Raw genomic sequence first — 15,227 nt, 5'->3', positions numbered from 1 at the left:
ATATGTGCCAAGAAGCATTGTAAAAGACACTCACAAAATATTATGAGTGTCTTTTATTCCTTGTTATAAACGGTTGACTGTCTTTTTTCCATTCGTTCTGTTATTCGTCACCGATATTAATAGCCGATAATATGGTATCCAGCATCAACATGTAATACTTCTCCTGTAACGCCGCGTGCAAGCTCGCTTAAGAAGAAAAGTGTTGCATCGCCTACTTGATCCTGATCAACATTTCGGCGCAATGGTGCTTTTTCTTCTATGGTTGAATTGATATCGTTAAAGCCAGATACCCCTTTAGCAGAAAGTGTTCGAATTGGACCTGCTGAAACGGCATTTACGCGGATGCCATACTTTCCTACATCTTCAGCCAAGTAACGGACACTAGCCTCTAAGGAAGCTTTTGCAACACCCATTACATTGTAATTTTGAATGACGCGTTCGGCACCTAAATATGTTTGTGTAACAATGCTGCCGCCTTCTGTCATAATTTCCTTCGCTGCTTTTGAAACGGCCACTAATGAAAACGCGCTGATTTCATGAGCTACCAAAAATCCTTCACGAGAAGTGTCGGCGTATTCTCCTTTTAGCTCTTCCCGATTTGCAAAGGCAACAGAATGGACAACACCGTGAATCACTCCAACTGCTTTTTTTATTTCATTAAAAGCTGCTGTAATACTTTCATCACTAGCAACATCACATTCTACAATTAATTTTGCTTCCATGTCATTTTGTTCCAATAACTTTAGTAATTTTTTGTGTGAGCGTTCCTGTCTATTTGTAAAAATAAGGTTTGCACCTGCATTATGTAAGGACTTTGTTATTCCCCAAGCAATGCTTCGCTCGTTTGCCACACCCATAATAACGATGTTTTTGTCTTTTAATAATTGTGACATAGGGCACCTCCATGTTTATTCATTGCTTATATTATACCTTAATGGACATTGTGAATAAAGTATAAATTAGTATTAGATTATAACACCTGGTTATAATTAAGTGGTGTTACATCAAAAAGGCTTATAGAAAATCGGTTCATTTCACTTGACCGTCTTCCCTTTAAATGGCGGAGTGGCAGTTTTTTTAAACGAATATGAGGTGAATAAAAAAATAATAATAAAAAAAGATAATTCCTCTTTACAAATACAAATAATCTGTATATAATAAGATTCGTTGGTTTTCGACAATTGCGTTCGAGAATAAACTACTTTTCTTTGCAAGGCCCGTTGGTCAAGCGGTTAAGACACCGCCCTTTCACGGCGGTAACACGGGTTCGAATCCCGTACGGGTCATCGTACTTTTTAAAACAGCTGTGATGCTAGGCATGTAGAGTATGCGACTGTTAGTTGCAGCACATGCACGAGTCACACGCTGTGCGTCGGAGGATTAGCTCAGCTGGGAGAGCACTTGCCTTACAAGCAAGGGGTCGCAGGTTCGAGCCCTGCATCCTCCACCATTTTTTATTCACCTTCTACATCGTATAATATATGTGATGTAACGAATAATATAGTAAGGTGTTTTGCCGGCCTAGCTCAATTGGTAGAGCAACTGACTTGTAATCAGTAGGTTGGGGGTTCAAGTCCTCTGGCCGGCACCATTTTTTTTGAATAAATATGTGGAGTTCCGTTAATGATATGGAGGGGTAGCGAAGTGGCTAAACGCGGCGGACTGTAAATCCGCTCCCTCAGGGTTCGGCAGTTCGAATCTGCCCCCCTCCACCATTTATATTATTGGGCTATAGCCAAGCGGTAAGGCAACGGGTTTTGGTCCCGTCATTCCCAGGTTCGAATCCTGGTAGCCCAGCTATTAAATATATAGTCTTAAAATCCTAGCGATTAGCATCATATTTGCTCTCGCTTTTGTTTTTTCTCGGTAGAGTTACGTTTGAACATGAGTAGCATTTTTATTGCGCATCGATTCCTTTTTAAACGATTAAGTTTGCGCTGGACGCAATACATACCGATGATATCTCACAGGAGCCATTAGCTCAGTCGGTAGAGCATCTGACTTTTAATCAGAGGGTCACAGGTTCGAATCCTGTATGGCTCACCATTTTGAAAATGGGTGTTAACATTTAAATACGATACATAATATAAAATAAACAAGGTAGTTATTATTGACAGCCTTGTTTATTTGCATTTTTAGGCGATTTTCACGATAATAGAAACAGAAAAATTATTTTACACGTTTCTAACATTGTAAAAATCCTACTGCAATGAGCCTATATTTATATTATAATGAAATTACGCTCAAGCACTCACAAAAAATTAAAATTTTTATAAGCTAATATATAGAATTGTAAAAGGTATCATGACGATATACAAAAGGATGGAATAGCATGAACTCTTCCAGAATCCCTGGTTTTTACAAAAAGACAGTCGAGGAACGTAGAGATATACTCTTACATCAGCATGGTTTAACATCAGATGAAATAGAGCTTCTCTCTACAGAAGGTGCACTGCCAATAGCGACGGCTGATAAAATGATTGAGAATACAATTGGAACATTTTCGTTGCCACTTGGATTAGGATTAAATTTCCTTATAAACGGGAAAGATTATATTATTCCTATGGCAATTGAAGAGGCTTCTGTTGTTGCTTCAGCTAGCTATATTGCAAAAATCGTTCGAGATGCAGGAGGGTTTAAAACCGAATCCACCGGAAGAACGATGATCGGTCAAATCCAAGTAGTCGGATGTGCCGATTTTTATCAAGCAAAAAATGAAATATTAAAGGAAAAGACAGCGCTAATTAAAGCGGCAAATGCTGCTTATCCGAGCATTGTAGCAAGAGGAGGAGGGGCTGTAGATTTAGATGTCCGAATATTAAATGACGATCCTCAAGCTACCTATGGACAAATGCTTATCATTCATGTGTACATTCATACATGTGATGCAATGGGAGCAAACATTATTAATACGATGGTGGAATCGCTTGCTCCAACAGTTGAACAAATCACGAAGGGGAAAGTGTACTTACGTATTTTATCTAATTTTGCTGATCAAGCATTGGCAAAAGCGACATGTGTTATTCCGCCACATCTTTTGGCGGATGATGGATTTACTGGCGAAGAAGTACGTGACGGAGTGGTACATGCGTATGAATTTGCAGCGTCTGATCCGTATCGTGCAGTTACACATAATAAAGGTATCATGAATGGTATTGATCCAGTTGTTATTGCAACAGGAAATGATTGGCGAGCTGTGGAGGCAGGGGCACATGCCTATGCGGCTCGTACTGGAAAATATGATTCGATGACGACATGGTCTGTGGATGAAGAAGGAAATCTTGTTGGTGAGCTTGAACTACCAATGGCGATCGGTACGGTTGGTGGAGCAACGCGCGTACATCCTACTGCAAAGCTAGCACTTCGCTTGCTTCAAACAGAGTCAGCAGAAGAGCTTGCACAGGTCATTGTAGCGGTTGGTTTAGCTCAAAATCTTGGCGCATTAAAAGCTTTGGCGACCGATGGGATACAAAAAGGGCATATGGCACTACATTCTCGCTCTGTAGCAATTGCGGCAGGGGCCACTGGGGAGATGATTGATATCATTGCAGAACATCTAGTAAAAGAAAAGGAAATCCGTGTTGGAAAAGCTAAAGAATTGGTGGAACAGTATATAAAATGAGTGTAGAAAATGCAACAACTTCAGAACAAATAGCTATCGGTATAGCTCATAGTAAACTAATTTTAATTGGGGAGCATGCGGTTGTACACGGACAGCCTGCTATTGCCATCCCATTTCCTTTAGTTGGTGTTGAATCAGTAGTGGAGTATGTACCAGGTGCGATTAAGATAGATAGTACGTTTTATCATGGTCCAATAGCGTCTGCCCCAAAGTCTTTAAAGGGCGTTATTAATAGTATATATGCGACATTAGAATATCTTGAATTACCAAAAAGTGATTTATTAATTCAAATAAAATCGTCCATTCCGCCTGGCAAGGGACTCGGTTCTAGTGCTTCGGTGGCTATTGCTGTGATAAAGTCGATCTTTGCTTATGCAGAGCGCGCTTATACCCAGGATGAATTACTAAAGCTAGCAAATATAGCGGAGACATATAATCATGGTGCACCTAGTGGGATTGATACGTTAACAATTACAACAGAAACTCCTATTTGGTTTGAAAAAGAACAACCAATTCATTTTATTAAGCCTGCAGATGATTTTCACTTTATTGTTGCCGACTCTGGTACAATTGGTGATACGCGCTCTGCGGTGCAATCGGTGGCTGATCTATTAAAGGCAGCACCGAAAAAGATCCAATCTAAATTAGAAAAGATTGGTTCGTTAACACATCAAGCTAAGCATGCTTTAGAAAAGGCTGGGAAGCAAATTCTTGGTCAGTTGCTTGACGAAGCTCAAAAAGAGCTGGAGGCATTAGGAGTGAGTGATGCTAGTTTGAACCGGTTAATTCACATTGCCCGACAAGAAGGTGCATTAGGTGCCAAATTAACAGGTGGTGGGAATGGTGGCTGTATTGTTGCGCTTGCTCAAAATGAAGTGCATTCAAGACAGCTTGCCGACAAACTACGAAAATTCGGTGCACATACAGTTTGGTCATTTGTATTAAAAAAGCATGACTAATTGTCCCATTATAATAAAGAGATTGGCTTGTTTATTGATAAAGGAGATACACAATGAAGGCGACAGCACGTGCACATACAAATATTGCGTTAATTAAATATTGGGGAAAGCGTGATGAAGCTTTAATTTTACCTACAAATAATAGCTTATCACTAACACTTGATGGTTTTTATACAACAACAACGGTAGAATTTCGTGAAGCGCTAACGAAGGATTTGTTTTTTCTTAATGAGGAACCAATTACCGGTGACCAATATGAACGTGTGACAGCCTTCCTCGACTTGATACGTAGTCTCAAGGAGAATACGTACGGTACGATATATGCAGAGGTGCGGTCGATCAATAAAGTTCCGACTGCAGCCGGATTTGCATCCTCTGCATCTGGTTTTGCTGCCTTGGCTGCTGCTGGAACACGAGCACTTGGCATTGACATGTCAGATGCTGAACTGTCTCGGCTTACGCGTCAGGGATCAGGATCAGCTTGTCGCTCAATTTTTGGGGGCTTTGCAGAGTGGGAGAAAGGAGAACGAGCGGATGGGAGCGATTCCTACGCTGTTCCAATTCAACCACAGGATTATTGGGATATCCGCGTTGCTGCCGTTGTTCTAAATGCTACGATGAAAAAAGTGTCGAGTCGTGCTGGAATGAAGCGCACAGTGGAAACATCACCTTTTTTTCAAAGCTGGGTGGACAGTATTCCACAGGATTTAGAACAAATAAAGACAGGAATTGCAAATCGAGACTTCAATCAAGTAGGTCGCATTGCCGAAGCGAATTGTCTTAAAATGCACGCAACAACATTAGGTGCTTCTCCACCATTTTCGTATTGGCATGATACGACAATGGCGGTCATGGACACCATTCAACAATTGCGTGACAACGGTGTTCCGGCCTATTTTACCATCGATGCAGGACCAAATGTAAAGGTGCTTTATTTACCCGAGCATGAAAAAGTTGTAAAAGAAACGCTTCAAACGATACCTGGTGTAACGGATGTTATTTTAAGCAAGCCAGGACGAGGAATAACCTATATTTAGGGGTTGACAAATATTGCCGAATTCACCGTTTAGAGTTAGGGTGCCAGGTAAATTAATGATTGCTGGCGAATTTGCAGTTCTAGAGCCCTATAAAAAGCTGATTGTCATGGCAGTAGATCGTTTTGTTTACGCATCGTATGCACCAAGTGAGATCAATCAGCTTTCCTTAGAAAATTTCAATATGACGAACCTTGATTGGGAGTATGCGAATAAAAAGGTAACAATTGACTCGAGTGATCCGCGGGTTCGATTTGTAGAAGATGCCATGTCCATTGCCTGCGAATATTTGCAGGAACAAGCAATTCCAATGAACTCATTTTCGTTAACGATTAAAAGTGAGCTTGATGATGCATCTGGAAAAAAGTATGGCTTAGGCTCAAGCGCTGCGGTCGTAACTGCGGTGATTGCGGCAATTTTACAAGCGTACTTGCCGGACAAGCCGCCAAAAATGCTATTGTTTAAGCTTGCCGCCATTTCACATGTACGTACACAAGGAAATGGTTCTGGTGCAGATGTTGCGGCATCTGCTTATGGCGGGGTTTTGCAATACGCATCCTTTCAAGCATCGTGGTTAAAAGAAGCTTACCAGTATGCAGAAAGCTTAGTGGAGTTTGTTGAAGAGGACTGGCCGTATCTTTCCATTAAACCAGTTCGTTTTCCACACCGCTTATCCTTTTGCATCGGTTGGACAGGAAAACCAGCATCAACAGGCAGACTTGTTGAAAAGGTTTTACGTCTCAAGCAGGACAACCCAACCCAGTATCAGACGTTTTTGGATGAGAGTGAAGCAGCGGTATCGGCCATTATTGATGGCATGGAAAAAAATAATCTAGCTACCTTTTTAAAAGGTGTAAAACAAAATAGACATGCACTAGCCACGGTGGGCCTGCATGCCAATGTTGAACTAGAAACCCCGTTGTTAAGCCGGCTATGTACACTTACGGAAGCGCACGGCGGGGCAGGGAAACTGTCAGGTGCTGGTGGTGGTGATTGTGGTATTGCTTTTATACCATCAGAGAAAAACACGGAACAACTTTTCGATGCATGGAAAGAAGCTGGTATTACACCACTCGATATAAAGATGTTTCCTCATGGTGCAGCAATAAATGAATAAATGATTGCGAAAAGGCAAGGGTGGCCGTTAATGGTATCCTTGTCTTTTTGCTGTTTAACGGTTTCTTCATATGAACTTCCCTAAGAAGCGAATGTATATATATGCATAAACATGTGCGGTTGAGTCAGTTGTGTATCTTTCGCTAAAATGGAAAGAAGGGGGGAGAAAGATGAAACGAAACATCTCAATTATTGGAGTTCCAATGGATCTAGGACAAAGTCGTCGTGGGGTAGATATGGGTCCAAGTGCTATTCGCTATGCGGGTGCAATCGACCGTTTAAAAGTATTGCATGATCATGTTGATGATCTTGGTGATATTTCGATTCAACGTCCGGAAGAAGAAGGTGAAATAGGTACAAGTAACTTAAAAAATTTAGAACAGGTCATTGCTGGTAATGAAGCATTGGCCGCGTTAGTTGATAAGGAAATTAGCAAGCACCGCTTTCCGTTAATTTTAGGTGGAGATCATAGTATTGCAATAGGTAGTCTTGCTGGTATTTCTAAGCATTATAACAACCTTGGCGTCATATGGTATGATGCGCATGGCGATTTAAATACAAGCGATACTTCTCCTTCAGGGAACATTCATGGAATGCCCCTTGCTGTAAGTATCGGATTAGGGCATGAAAAACTAACAGGTTTATACGGGTATGAGCCAAAGGTAAAGCCCGAGAACATCGTAATTGTTGGAGCACGTTCCCTTGATCCAGGTGAACGTCAATTGATTCGGGAGAAAGGGATTAAGGTTTATTCGATGCATGAAATTGATCGAATGGGCATGCCAAAAGTAATGGAAGAAACGATCAATTATTTACGTGATCGTACAGATGGTGTCCATTTAAGTCTTGATTTAGATGGACTTGATCCAACCGAAGCACCGGGAGTGGGGACACCTGTGCTTGGCGGATTAACCTATCGCGAAAGTCATTTAGCAATGGAAATGCTAGCAGAATCAAATATGATTACATCTGCAGAATTTGTAGAAGTAAATCCAATTCTTGATGAAAAGAATAAAACAGCAACAGTTGCAGTAGCATTAATGGGGTCATTATTTGGTGAAAAGCTTCTATAAATGTCAAAAAGAGTCTTTACAGGTTTAAAAAATGAGCGTATGATATGGGCATCTAACTAGATTTAGAGATGAAGCGCTATAGTTGTTCGAACATAGAGGGGATAGCCCATGAGGATATATCATGAGCGGCTAAAGCTACAGCCGCCTCAATTTTTATTACTTATCATCATTGGATTGATCTTAGTAGGGTCAATTTTGTTGAAATTACCTATTGCATCTCATACACATTTAAGCTGGATTGATGCCATCTTTACAAGTACTTCTGCAGTAACCGTGACGGGCTTAGCCGTTGTCGATACCGGCTCTTCTTTTACCATGTTTGGGCAGCTTGTTATCCTGTTGCTTATCCAATTAGGTGGTCTAGGTATCATGTCGTTTGCCGTACTCCTTTTTATGCTGCTCGGTAAACGGCTTGGAATAAAGCAGCGGTTGATCGTTGGGCAAGCATTAAATCACTCAAAATTCGGCGGCATAATAGGACTTGTAAAAAAGCTCCTTCTTTATTCGCTTATCATTGAATTCGTTGGGGTTATTATTCTTGCTTTTCGCTGGGTTCCTGAATTTGGCTTCGGACATGGATTGTATGTTAGCATTTTTCATGCTATCTCTGCATTTAATAATGCGGGCTTTTCTATTTGGTCAGATAGTTTAGCAGGCTATGCTGCTGATCCGGTAATTAACTTAATGATAAGTCTATTGATTATTGCTGGTGGGCTTGGTTTTACAGTGCTGGCGGATGTATGGCAAAAGCGCTCCTTTCGAGCATTTACACTGCATACCAAAGTAATGATTGTTGGAACGATCGTGGTTAATGTTCTCGCTATGATTGTTATCTTTTTATTGGAATATGGAAACACAGCTACGATTGGTACGAGCCCGATAGGAGAAAAACTATTAGCTTCTTATTTTCAGGCGATTACACCAAGAACGGCTGGCTTTAATACAATAAACATTGGTGAGCTTCATGAATCTACTATTCTAGTGATGCTTGTTTTAATGTTTATTGGAGGAGGATCAACCTCTACTGCCGGGGGAATAAAATTAACGACGTTTATTATTATTGCCTTAACTGTTAGCTCTTTTCTAAGAGGAAGAAAAGAAGTGGAAATTCAGGAGCGTCGAATTGAAATGAACTTAGTTATCAAGGCACTAGCCATTTTAACGATTAGCTTCGCTTTCATTTTTTGTGCAATTTTTTTGTTAAGCTTAACAGAAGAGAAACCACTTCTCCAAATCGCCTTTGAGGCTGTTTCTGCATTTGGAACAGTAGGGCTATCCATGGGAATTACAGGAGATTTATCCGACCTTGGGAAAGGACTCATTGCATTTATGATGTTTATCGGCAAGCTCGGTCCGTTAACCTTAATGTTCTCATTAGCTCGCTCCAAAGAGTCACATGTTCGTTACCCTAGTGAGGATCTTTTTGTGGGGTAATTTGCTCCGGTTAGAATTGATTCCAAATGCACCATGAAAAAAAGACATTCGATTTCACAAGGAAAGTCAATGTCTTTTTTACCCTATTTTTTATCTTTATGTATTTTCTAAGCAGCTGTCGGAAATAGATTACTCTTGGACAACTTTAAATTTTTTTTGATATTCGTTAAGAAGGTCATCTAGTCTTTTACTATATTGGACAACAATATCAGCTGTTAACCCATATAAAGCGCCAAGTGCAATCATTTTTTCCCTACATTGTTCTATTTCTTTTAATAAACTATTGCACACTGTACTATCCTCCTATTCAGTATACTATAATATGGAATTATCCATTATTTTGCAATAGTAAACATTTAATTTTTATAGAAAAAATTTCCTGACATGTTTTCGGGCTGGAAATACAGGCCTATTTATGAACAAATTTAAACTTTTTTTCTTTTTATGAAACCTATTGTGTGATTGACCGTATTACAAATACCGCATAGTTAGCGGAGGTACTAAATATGGAGCTAATGATTAGAGAGAAAATTATCCAGGTGAAAAAAGGGGATCAGGCTGCGTTTGAGGACGTGGTATTATTCTATCAGCACAAGATTTATCAGCATTGTTTTCGGATGCTAGGTAATGCGCACGAAGCGGAGGATATAGCTCAAGAAGCATTTGTTCGAGCATATGTAAACATCCATTCTTATGATGAAAAACGAAAATTTTCCACATGGTTGTATCGGATCGCGACGAATTTAACAATTGATCGTCTTCGAAAACGAAAACCGGATTATTACTTGGATGCAGAAATTCAAGGAACGGATGGATTGGATATGTATTCTCAACTAGCCGCTGATGACCAGCTGCCAGAGGATGAAGTGCAAAGTCTTGAATTGCAAAGCTATATTCATCAAGAGATCGCAGCACTACCACCAAAATACCGTGGTATTATTATGTTGCGTTATTTGGAAGAGTTTTCCCTTCAAGAAATCAGTGAAATTATGGATATCCCCTTAGGGACGGTAAAAACACGCATCCATAGAGGAAGGGAAGCTTTAAGAAAAAAGCTTCGTCATGTGTAAAGGAGTGTGATCCACTTGAATTGTGTAAAAGAAGCAGTGGAATTAATGCATAAATATTTGGATGGAGATCTAACGAAAGTAGAACAGAAGGAATTACGTGTCCATCTCGAGGGCTGTCCGGATTGTCAGCAGCATTTTCATGAACTAAAACGAACGATTACATTGGTTAAATCAACAGAACCGATGACAGCACCAACTGATTTCGTACAAGGTGTCATGGAAAAGCTACCGACGGAAAAGAAGCGGATGAAGTATATTCGTTGGTTTAAAATGCATCCAATTTTAACAGCCGCGGCGATATTTTTTGTTTTCATGTTCTCCGGGGTGTTTTCCGCATGGCACCAAGATTCGAAGCTCGTAGTCTCGAAGCAAGAGAACTTAATTATTGAAGGGGATACGGTTATCGTACCTGAAGGGGTAATCGTTGAAGGGGATTTAGTTGTTAAAAACGGAAACTTAAAGATTGATGGAACCGTTGATGGAAATGTTACGTTAATTAATGGAAAGCTCATTCAAGACGAAACGCCAGGCGAAGGATTAATGGCATCTGTTGGTGAAGTGAACGGAGAGTTTGAGAATGTAGATCGCATCTTCGAATGGGTATGGTATAACACAAAGAATTTCTTTAAAGTTCTATTTTCCTTTGATTAAGTAAAACCCGGGATATCCCGGGTTTTTTGCTGTTTACGAAGGTACTCCGCATTGCTATTGATTAGAGCCGTTCCGTTCGAGCGAGCTTTCTTTTTTCTGTTTTAAGAGAAAGTCGGGAAAACATGAATCCATAAAGCAAAGAAAAAAATACGTACATACAGCCAACAAGTAGACTGAGCTGCCGAGGAGTGAAAATTTCAAGTAAAAAGCCAGCAACTCCCATCATGATTCCAAGGGTTGTATTTGATATCATTTGCGTAAGTCCAAAAAAACTCCCTTGGTAGGAGGCAGGAACAAGCTTCATGATAATCGTACTTAAACAAATATTGCTGATACCACCAGCGAGTGTAATGCCGAATACGATAAAAAGCGTCGACACAAATGTCGGTGATATGCTTAATAATAGATGACCGATTCCTTCAAACGCAATAAAAAGAACGATAAGAGAAATGAGTCTGTTCTTTAAGTGATGTGAAAAAAAGGAGCTAATGATAAAGCCTAAGCCAAGAAATCCATACATCAACCCTACACCAATATCCCCCATGTTAAATACATCTAATGCATAAACACTAATAAGCACGTTATCGATTCCATTTGCTAATGGCATCGTTAATTCCATAAATAGAAACATAATTAGTGCAGAAGAGCCGATTACGAGCTTCCAGCTTGAAGGTCGTTTCTCGTTTGGAGTCTGTCTTTTTTGCTGTTTAACCTTCTTTATTCGGACGTTTGATAGAAGTAAGGCAGAAACAAGAAACGTGAATGCATGAAGAATAAACGGGACATAGCTACCAAGCAGGAAAGCGATAACGCCTCCAGTTGTTGATCCAACTACGAGTACAGCGCCAAGCATAATTTGCTCGATTGCATTGATATATAATAATTTATCTTGTTTAACGATCGCTGGAATGGTTGCCATTCTTACTGGAGCATACATTGCTTCCCCAGTAGCAAGAAGAAAAACACCAAGATAGGCAATCCATAGCACATCAGGATGATGAACAACTAAAGGCAGAAGCGCAATTGGGATGCGAATAACATCGATTGTAATTAAAAGCGCTTTTTTAGAAAATTTATCAGCTAGCATTCCTCCTAATGGTGCCATGACAAGAAATGGAACCATTCGTATTGTAAAGTAAAGGCCAATGGCGATTCCTGATTCTGTGAGCATGTAGAGAAGGGAGAGCAAAGCGACCTGATTAAACCGATTGCCGATTCCGTTCGCCAGTCCTGCCCAAAACAGCTTTTGATAATTGGCCTCTTCCTTCCAAGCCATCCAATTTTTCATTTTATTAATTCCTTTCTAATTTAATGATTATCTAATTTAATAACTATCTAATTAGATAGGGAAAAGAAAACTCGCTAACTGCAAAGAGCGAGTTTAGAGATTCGCTATATCTATCGAATTATATCGGCCAGAGCTCCTTTGGATTAAGCTGATAGATCCCTTTATCACGTGTCATAAATTGACACATAATGAACTCCCGTCGAATGGTAGCGAAATCTTCATGAAACTGTTTGATATAGGTGTTTATTTCCTTCTCTGGATAATCTACTCCCATTCTGAGACCTTGCACGAGATGCTCTAATACAATAAGTTTTTTCTTGCGCTGTGCTGGGATGTTTTTTAGCTTGCCATCCTTTGTAAAGAAATTAGTAAGTACATGCTGTTTATCAGCAGCTGTAATGGAAATGGGGTCCATCGTTTCATCTCCTCCTAACTGTAAGATAGCTTCCGCTAAGGCAGTGAGTTTTTTTTCATTTAAGTTAAAATAAATCGTGTTTTTATCTCGACGCTCAAAAATAACATCGATTTCTCTAAGTTTATTGATGTGATAGGAAATGGTTGCGGGTGTTAATCCAAGCTTTCCTGAAATCGCTTGACCATGAAGCGGTCCCTGTTTTAAGAGTGCGATGATTTGTAGCCTTGTTTTATCGCCAACTGTTTTATGAAATTGCACAATTCGATCGAGCTGCATGTAAAAGCTCCTCCTTACATTCTATCTGATTAGATTATAATCTAATTAGATAATTATCACAACTGTTTTTTGGTACAACATATAGCAAATACCAGTCCGCCATTAGGAAAAAAACGTATAGAAGAAAAAAATATGATATAATAAATATCGGTGAATTAGACCGATGGGGAAGTATATTTAAAGTGGAAAAGGAAGTGTGAACATGCTCGATGGGGGATTCAACTTAATAGATCTGCTTAGAATAGGTGTAGACATCGGCCTCGTCTGGTATGTTTTATATAAATTAATCATGCTAATTAGAGGTACGAAGGCAATTCAGCTTTTAAAGGGAATTGTTGTTGTGCTTGCTGTACGAATGGTCAGCATGCTTTTTGATCTACAGACCATTGATTATTTAACGAAGCAAGTGCTTGATTGGTTTTTTCTCGTCATCATTATTCTGTTTCAACCAGAGCTAAGGCGGGCATTAGAGCAGATTGGGCGAGGGAATTTATTTTCTAGAAGTAATAAGTCCCAGGAAGAGCTTCTCCAACAGATGATTGAGAACATTGTTCAATCCTGTACGTACATGGCAAAGCGGCGTATTGGCGCATTGATAACCATTGAGCGGGAAACGGGAATTGGTGAGTATGTGGAGACAGGTATTTCAATCAACGGAAAGCTTACACACCAGCTGTTAACCAATATCTTTACTCCGAATACGCCGCTACACGATGGCGCGGTTATTATATCAGGAGATAAGATTGTTGCAGCAGCATGCTATTTACCGCTTTCGGAAAGTCCGTTTATTTCCAAGGAACTTGGAACAAGACATCGAGCTGCTATGGGAATTAGTGAGGTTACGGATGCATTGACGATTGTTGTATCAGAGGAAACAGGAAATGTATCAGGTACTAAAAATGGAGAATTGCATCGGGAAATGGATCAAGATGAATTACGCCAGTTTCTATATGATAACCTCGCATTGAACATAAAGACCCCTGAAAAAAAATCTTGGTCTTGGAGGGGGAAAAACGATGGATAATTGGTTTAAAAGCAAATGGTTTGTTCGTGCAATTGCCTTAGTTTTCGCGTTGTTACTATACGTTGTTGTATATACGGAGAACGACGCCTCTGATAAAGATTACAGCTTTTTTGGAAATACGAGTGATACGCAAACAATTGAGCAATATCCAGTAAAGGTTCGCATAGATGGAGAAAGGTATGTTGTGAGTGGTGTACCTGAAAGTGTGGCAGTTACTGTAGAAGGCTCGAATAGTGCAGTTACAAGAGCAGTAAAACAACAAAACTTTGATGTGTTTGTTGATCTAAGAGGACTTGGAAAAGGAGAGCATACGGTAGAAATTGAGTATGAGAATGCGGATGGACTGACTGTATATATTGAACCGAAAACAATCGATGTTATCATCGAGGAACGATCATCGCAAGAATATGAAGTCAATGTTGACTTTACAAATGTAGCGCAGTTACCGGAAGGCTATGAACTAGGCGATTTCGAAGTAAATCCTAAAACAGTAACGATAACGAGCTCGAAAACGGTTATTGATAAAATCTCAATTGTTAAAGTCTTTGTGAATGTAGCCGGCTTAACAGAATCGATTAATAATCGTGAGGTTCCAGTAAAGGTATATGATAGCCAAGGAAACGAGCTGCGTGTGAGAATAGAGCCTGAAAATGTGGTTGTATCGGCCACGATTAATAATCCGAGTAAGCAAGTGCCGGTATCGGTTGCGACAAAAGGAGAGCTTCCAACAGGCTATACGCTTTCCTCGATGAAAGCAAATATGGAAGAAGTAGAAGTGTTTGCCACGTCGAACGTATTAAAAGGGATAGAAAAGATTGAAACAGAAGAAATTAATTTGGCTGACGTGCAACAATCCGGTGTAATTAAAACAAAGCTGAAGCTCCCTAAAGGAGCGGTTGTCAAAAATGTCGGTGATGTTGAAGTAATGATTGAACTTGAGCAGACACGAAAAGTAGATGGAATTAGTTTAAAGGTGGACAACCTTGCAAATGGAAAATCGGTTTCGTTTATAAATCCAGATAATCCCAAGATGGATATAACGGTATCTGGAAAAGCACAGGATGTAGGAAAGCTAACCGCAAATGATTTTAAAGCATCTATTGATGTGGCAGGGCTCGATGTGGGAAGACATCGAGTTCCTGTTCAAATCAATGGACCAGACAATATTACCATTGATGGTGAATATGATGATGTTACAATTGAGATTTCGGAATAATAATTTATTATTTATTCAACATACTTCATAAAACGCTCTCGAAGGTTAA

At 39.9% G+C, this 15,227-nt stretch carries 14 protein-coding genes and 6 tRNA genes; 16 read left to right on the top strand and 4 right to left on the bottom strand.

All coding sequences use genetic code 11. The annotated features are described in order from the left end of the window. Window positions 1-116: 116 nt before the first annotated feature. On the bottom strand, window positions 117-893 hold the full coding sequence (fabI, locus tag SPK86_RS14180; RefSeq protein WP_330949665.1) for an enoyl-ACP reductase FabI: 777 nt from the start codon (window positions 891-893) through the stop codon (window positions 117-119). 321 nt (window positions 894-1,214) lie between these two features. Between fabI and SPK86_RS14175 the strand changes: the two genes are divergently transcribed. From SPK86_RS14175 to SPK86_RS14120, 12 genes are all read left to right on the top strand, one after another. Continuing rightward, window positions 1,215-1,286: transfer RNA gene (locus SPK86_RS14175), tRNA-Glu, on the top strand. Window positions 1,287-1,374: 88 nt separating this feature from the next. Next, window positions 1,375-1,450, top strand: a tRNA-Val gene (locus tag SPK86_RS14170). 65 nt (window positions 1,451-1,515) lie between these two features. Further along, a tRNA-Thr gene (locus SPK86_RS14165) sits at window positions 1,516-1,591 on the top strand. Window positions 1,592-1,630: 39 nt separating this feature from the next. Further along, a tRNA-Tyr gene (locus SPK86_RS14160) sits at window positions 1,631-1,715 on the top strand. A 10-nt stretch (window positions 1,716-1,725) separates the two neighbouring features. After that, window positions 1,726-1,797 (top strand) — tRNA-Gln (locus SPK86_RS14155). A 173-nt stretch (window positions 1,798-1,970) separates the two neighbouring features. Continuing rightward, a tRNA-Lys gene (locus SPK86_RS14150) sits at window positions 1,971-2,046 on the top strand. A 286-nt stretch (window positions 2,047-2,332) separates the two neighbouring features. Then, entirely contained in the window at window positions 2,333-3,622 is a 1,290-nt protein-coding gene (locus tag SPK86_RS14145; protein WP_284141609.1) for a hydroxymethylglutaryl-CoA reductase, degradative, read from the top strand. Further along, window positions 3,619-4,581: a mevalonate kinase gene (mvk, locus tag SPK86_RS14140; RefSeq protein ID WP_284141608.1), complete on the top strand. Its 963-nt coding sequence runs from the start codon at window positions 3,619-3,621 to the stop codon at window positions 4,579-4,581. The genes SPK86_RS14145 and mvk overlap by 4 nt, the downstream gene beginning before the upstream one ends. Window positions 4,582-4,634: 53 nt before the next feature. Further along, window positions 4,635-5,618, top strand: a complete 984-nt coding sequence (gene mvaD / locus SPK86_RS14135) for a diphosphomevalonate decarboxylase (protein WP_284141607.1) — start codon at window positions 4,635-4,637, stop codon at window positions 5,616-5,618. Window positions 5,619-5,631: 13 nt separating this feature from the next. Continuing rightward, the gene (locus tag SPK86_RS14130; RefSeq protein WP_330949664.1) at window positions 5,632-6,732 is read left to right on the top strand and encodes a phosphomevalonate kinase; all 1,101 of its coding nucleotides are present in this window, start codon (window positions 5,632-5,634) and stop codon (window positions 6,730-6,732) included. Between the two features lie 169 nt (window positions 6,733-6,901). Continuing rightward, complete coding sequence (gene rocF, locus SPK86_RS14125) at window positions 6,902-7,804, top strand: arginase (protein ID WP_330949663.1); 903 nt, start codon at window positions 6,902-6,904, stop codon at window positions 7,802-7,804. Between the two features lie 108 nt (window positions 7,805-7,912). Next, window positions 7,913-9,238, top strand: a complete 1,326-nt coding sequence (locus SPK86_RS14120) for a TrkH family potassium uptake protein (protein ID WP_330949662.1) — start codon at window positions 7,913-7,915, stop codon at window positions 9,236-9,238. A 129-nt stretch (window positions 9,239-9,367) separates the two neighbouring features. Here SPK86_RS14120 and SPK86_RS14115 read toward each other — a convergent pair whose 3' ends face one another. Next, the gene (locus SPK86_RS14115) at window positions 9,368-9,529 is read right to left on the bottom strand and encodes an aspartyl-phosphate phosphatase Spo0E family protein (protein ID WP_284141603.1); all 162 of its coding nucleotides are present in this window, start codon (window positions 9,527-9,529) and stop codon (window positions 9,368-9,370) included. Between the two features lie 215 nt (window positions 9,530-9,744). Between SPK86_RS14115 and sigW the strand changes: the two genes are divergently transcribed. Both sigW and SPK86_RS14105 read left to right on the top strand, forming a co-directional pair. Next, window positions 9,745-10,308, top strand: coding sequence for an RNA polymerase sigma factor SigW (sigW, locus tag SPK86_RS14110; protein WP_284141602.1), 564 nt, complete (start codon window positions 9,745-9,747; stop codon window positions 10,306-10,308). Between the two features lie 6 nt (window positions 10,309-10,314). Then, the gene (locus SPK86_RS14105; RefSeq protein WP_330949661.1) at window positions 10,315-10,959 is read left to right on the top strand and encodes a zf-HC2 domain-containing protein; all 645 of its coding nucleotides are present in this window, start codon (window positions 10,315-10,317) and stop codon (window positions 10,957-10,959) included. A gap of 61 nt (window positions 10,960-11,020) precedes the next feature. Here SPK86_RS14105 and SPK86_RS14100 read toward each other — a convergent pair whose 3' ends face one another. Both SPK86_RS14100 and SPK86_RS14095 read right to left on the bottom strand, forming a co-directional pair. After that, window positions 11,021-12,247 carry an MFS transporter gene (locus SPK86_RS14100; protein WP_330949660.1) on the bottom strand — a complete coding sequence of 409 codons (1,227 nt, stop codon included), beginning with the start codon at window positions 12,245-12,247 and terminating at the stop codon, window positions 11,021-11,023. A gap of 118 nt (window positions 12,248-12,365) precedes the next feature. Beyond that, complete coding sequence (locus SPK86_RS14095) at window positions 12,366-12,938, bottom strand: DUF2087 domain-containing protein (protein WP_330949659.1); 573 nt, start codon at window positions 12,936-12,938, stop codon at window positions 12,366-12,368. A 202-nt stretch (window positions 12,939-13,140) separates the two neighbouring features. On the opposite strand from SPK86_RS14095, the gene cdaA reads away from it, so the two are divergent. Both cdaA and SPK86_RS14085 read left to right on the top strand, forming a co-directional pair. Continuing rightward, a complete protein-coding gene (cdaA, locus tag SPK86_RS14090; protein ID WP_284141598.1) occupies window positions 13,141-13,962 on the top strand; it encodes a diadenylate cyclase CdaA in 822 nt (273 codons plus the stop codon). After that, on the top strand, window positions 13,955-15,178 hold the full coding sequence (locus SPK86_RS14085; RefSeq protein WP_284141597.1) for a CdaR family protein: 1,224 nt from the start codon (window positions 13,955-13,957) through the stop codon (window positions 15,176-15,178). The genes cdaA and SPK86_RS14085 overlap by 8 nt, the downstream gene beginning before the upstream one ends. Window positions 15,179-15,227 lie beyond the last annotated feature (49 nt).

This window comes from Virgibacillus sp. MG-45 (assembly GCF_036409425.1).
In the GTDB taxonomy this organism is placed as follows: domain Bacteria; phylum Bacillota; class Bacilli; order Bacillales; family Amphibacillaceae; genus LDC-1.
Note: the sequence above shows the minus strand (reverse complement) of the source record. Positions and strands in the feature narration are given on the sequence as shown.

What these genes read in the sequence shown, in the direction of transcription:
- sigW (WP_284141602.1), top strand. Translation starts at nt 9,745, where the DNA reads ATGGAGCTAATGATTAGAGAGAAAATTATCCAGGTGAAAAAAGGGGAT.
- cdaA (WP_284141598.1), top strand. Translation starts at nt 13,141, where the DNA reads ATGCTCGATGGGGGATTCAACTTAATAGATCTGCTTAGAATAGGTGTA.
- SPK86_RS14085 (WP_284141597.1), top strand. Translation starts at nt 13,955, where the DNA reads ATGGATAATTGGTTTAAAAGCAAATGGTTTGTTCGTGCAATTGCCTTA.
- fabI (WP_330949665.1), bottom strand. Translation starts at nt 893, where the DNA reads ATGTCACAATTATTAAAAGACAAAAACATCGTTATTATGGGTGTGGCA.
- SPK86_RS14145 (WP_284141609.1), top strand. Translation starts at nt 2,333, where the DNA reads ATGAACTCTTCCAGAATCCCTGGTTTTTACAAAAAGACAGTCGAGGAA.
- rocF (WP_330949663.1), top strand. Translation starts at nt 6,902, where the DNA reads ATGAAACGAAACATCTCAATTATTGGAGTTCCAATGGATCTAGGACAA.
- mvaD (WP_284141607.1), top strand. Translation starts at nt 4,635, where the DNA reads ATGAAGGCGACAGCACGTGCACATACAAATATTGCGTTAATTAAATAT.
- mvk (WP_284141608.1), top strand. Translation starts at nt 3,619, where the DNA reads ATGAGTGTAGAAAATGCAACAACTTCAGAACAAATAGCTATCGGTATA.
- SPK86_RS14120 (WP_330949662.1), top strand. Translation starts at nt 7,913, where the DNA reads ATGAGGATATATCATGAGCGGCTAAAGCTACAGCCGCCTCAATTTTTA.
- SPK86_RS14095 (WP_330949659.1), bottom strand. Translation starts at nt 12,938, where the DNA reads ATGCAGCTCGATCGAATTGTGCAATTTCATAAAACAGTTGGCGATAAA.
- SPK86_RS14100 (WP_330949660.1), bottom strand. Translation starts at nt 12,247, where the DNA reads ATGAAAAATTGGATGGCTTGGAAGGAAGAGGCCAATTATCAAAAGCTG.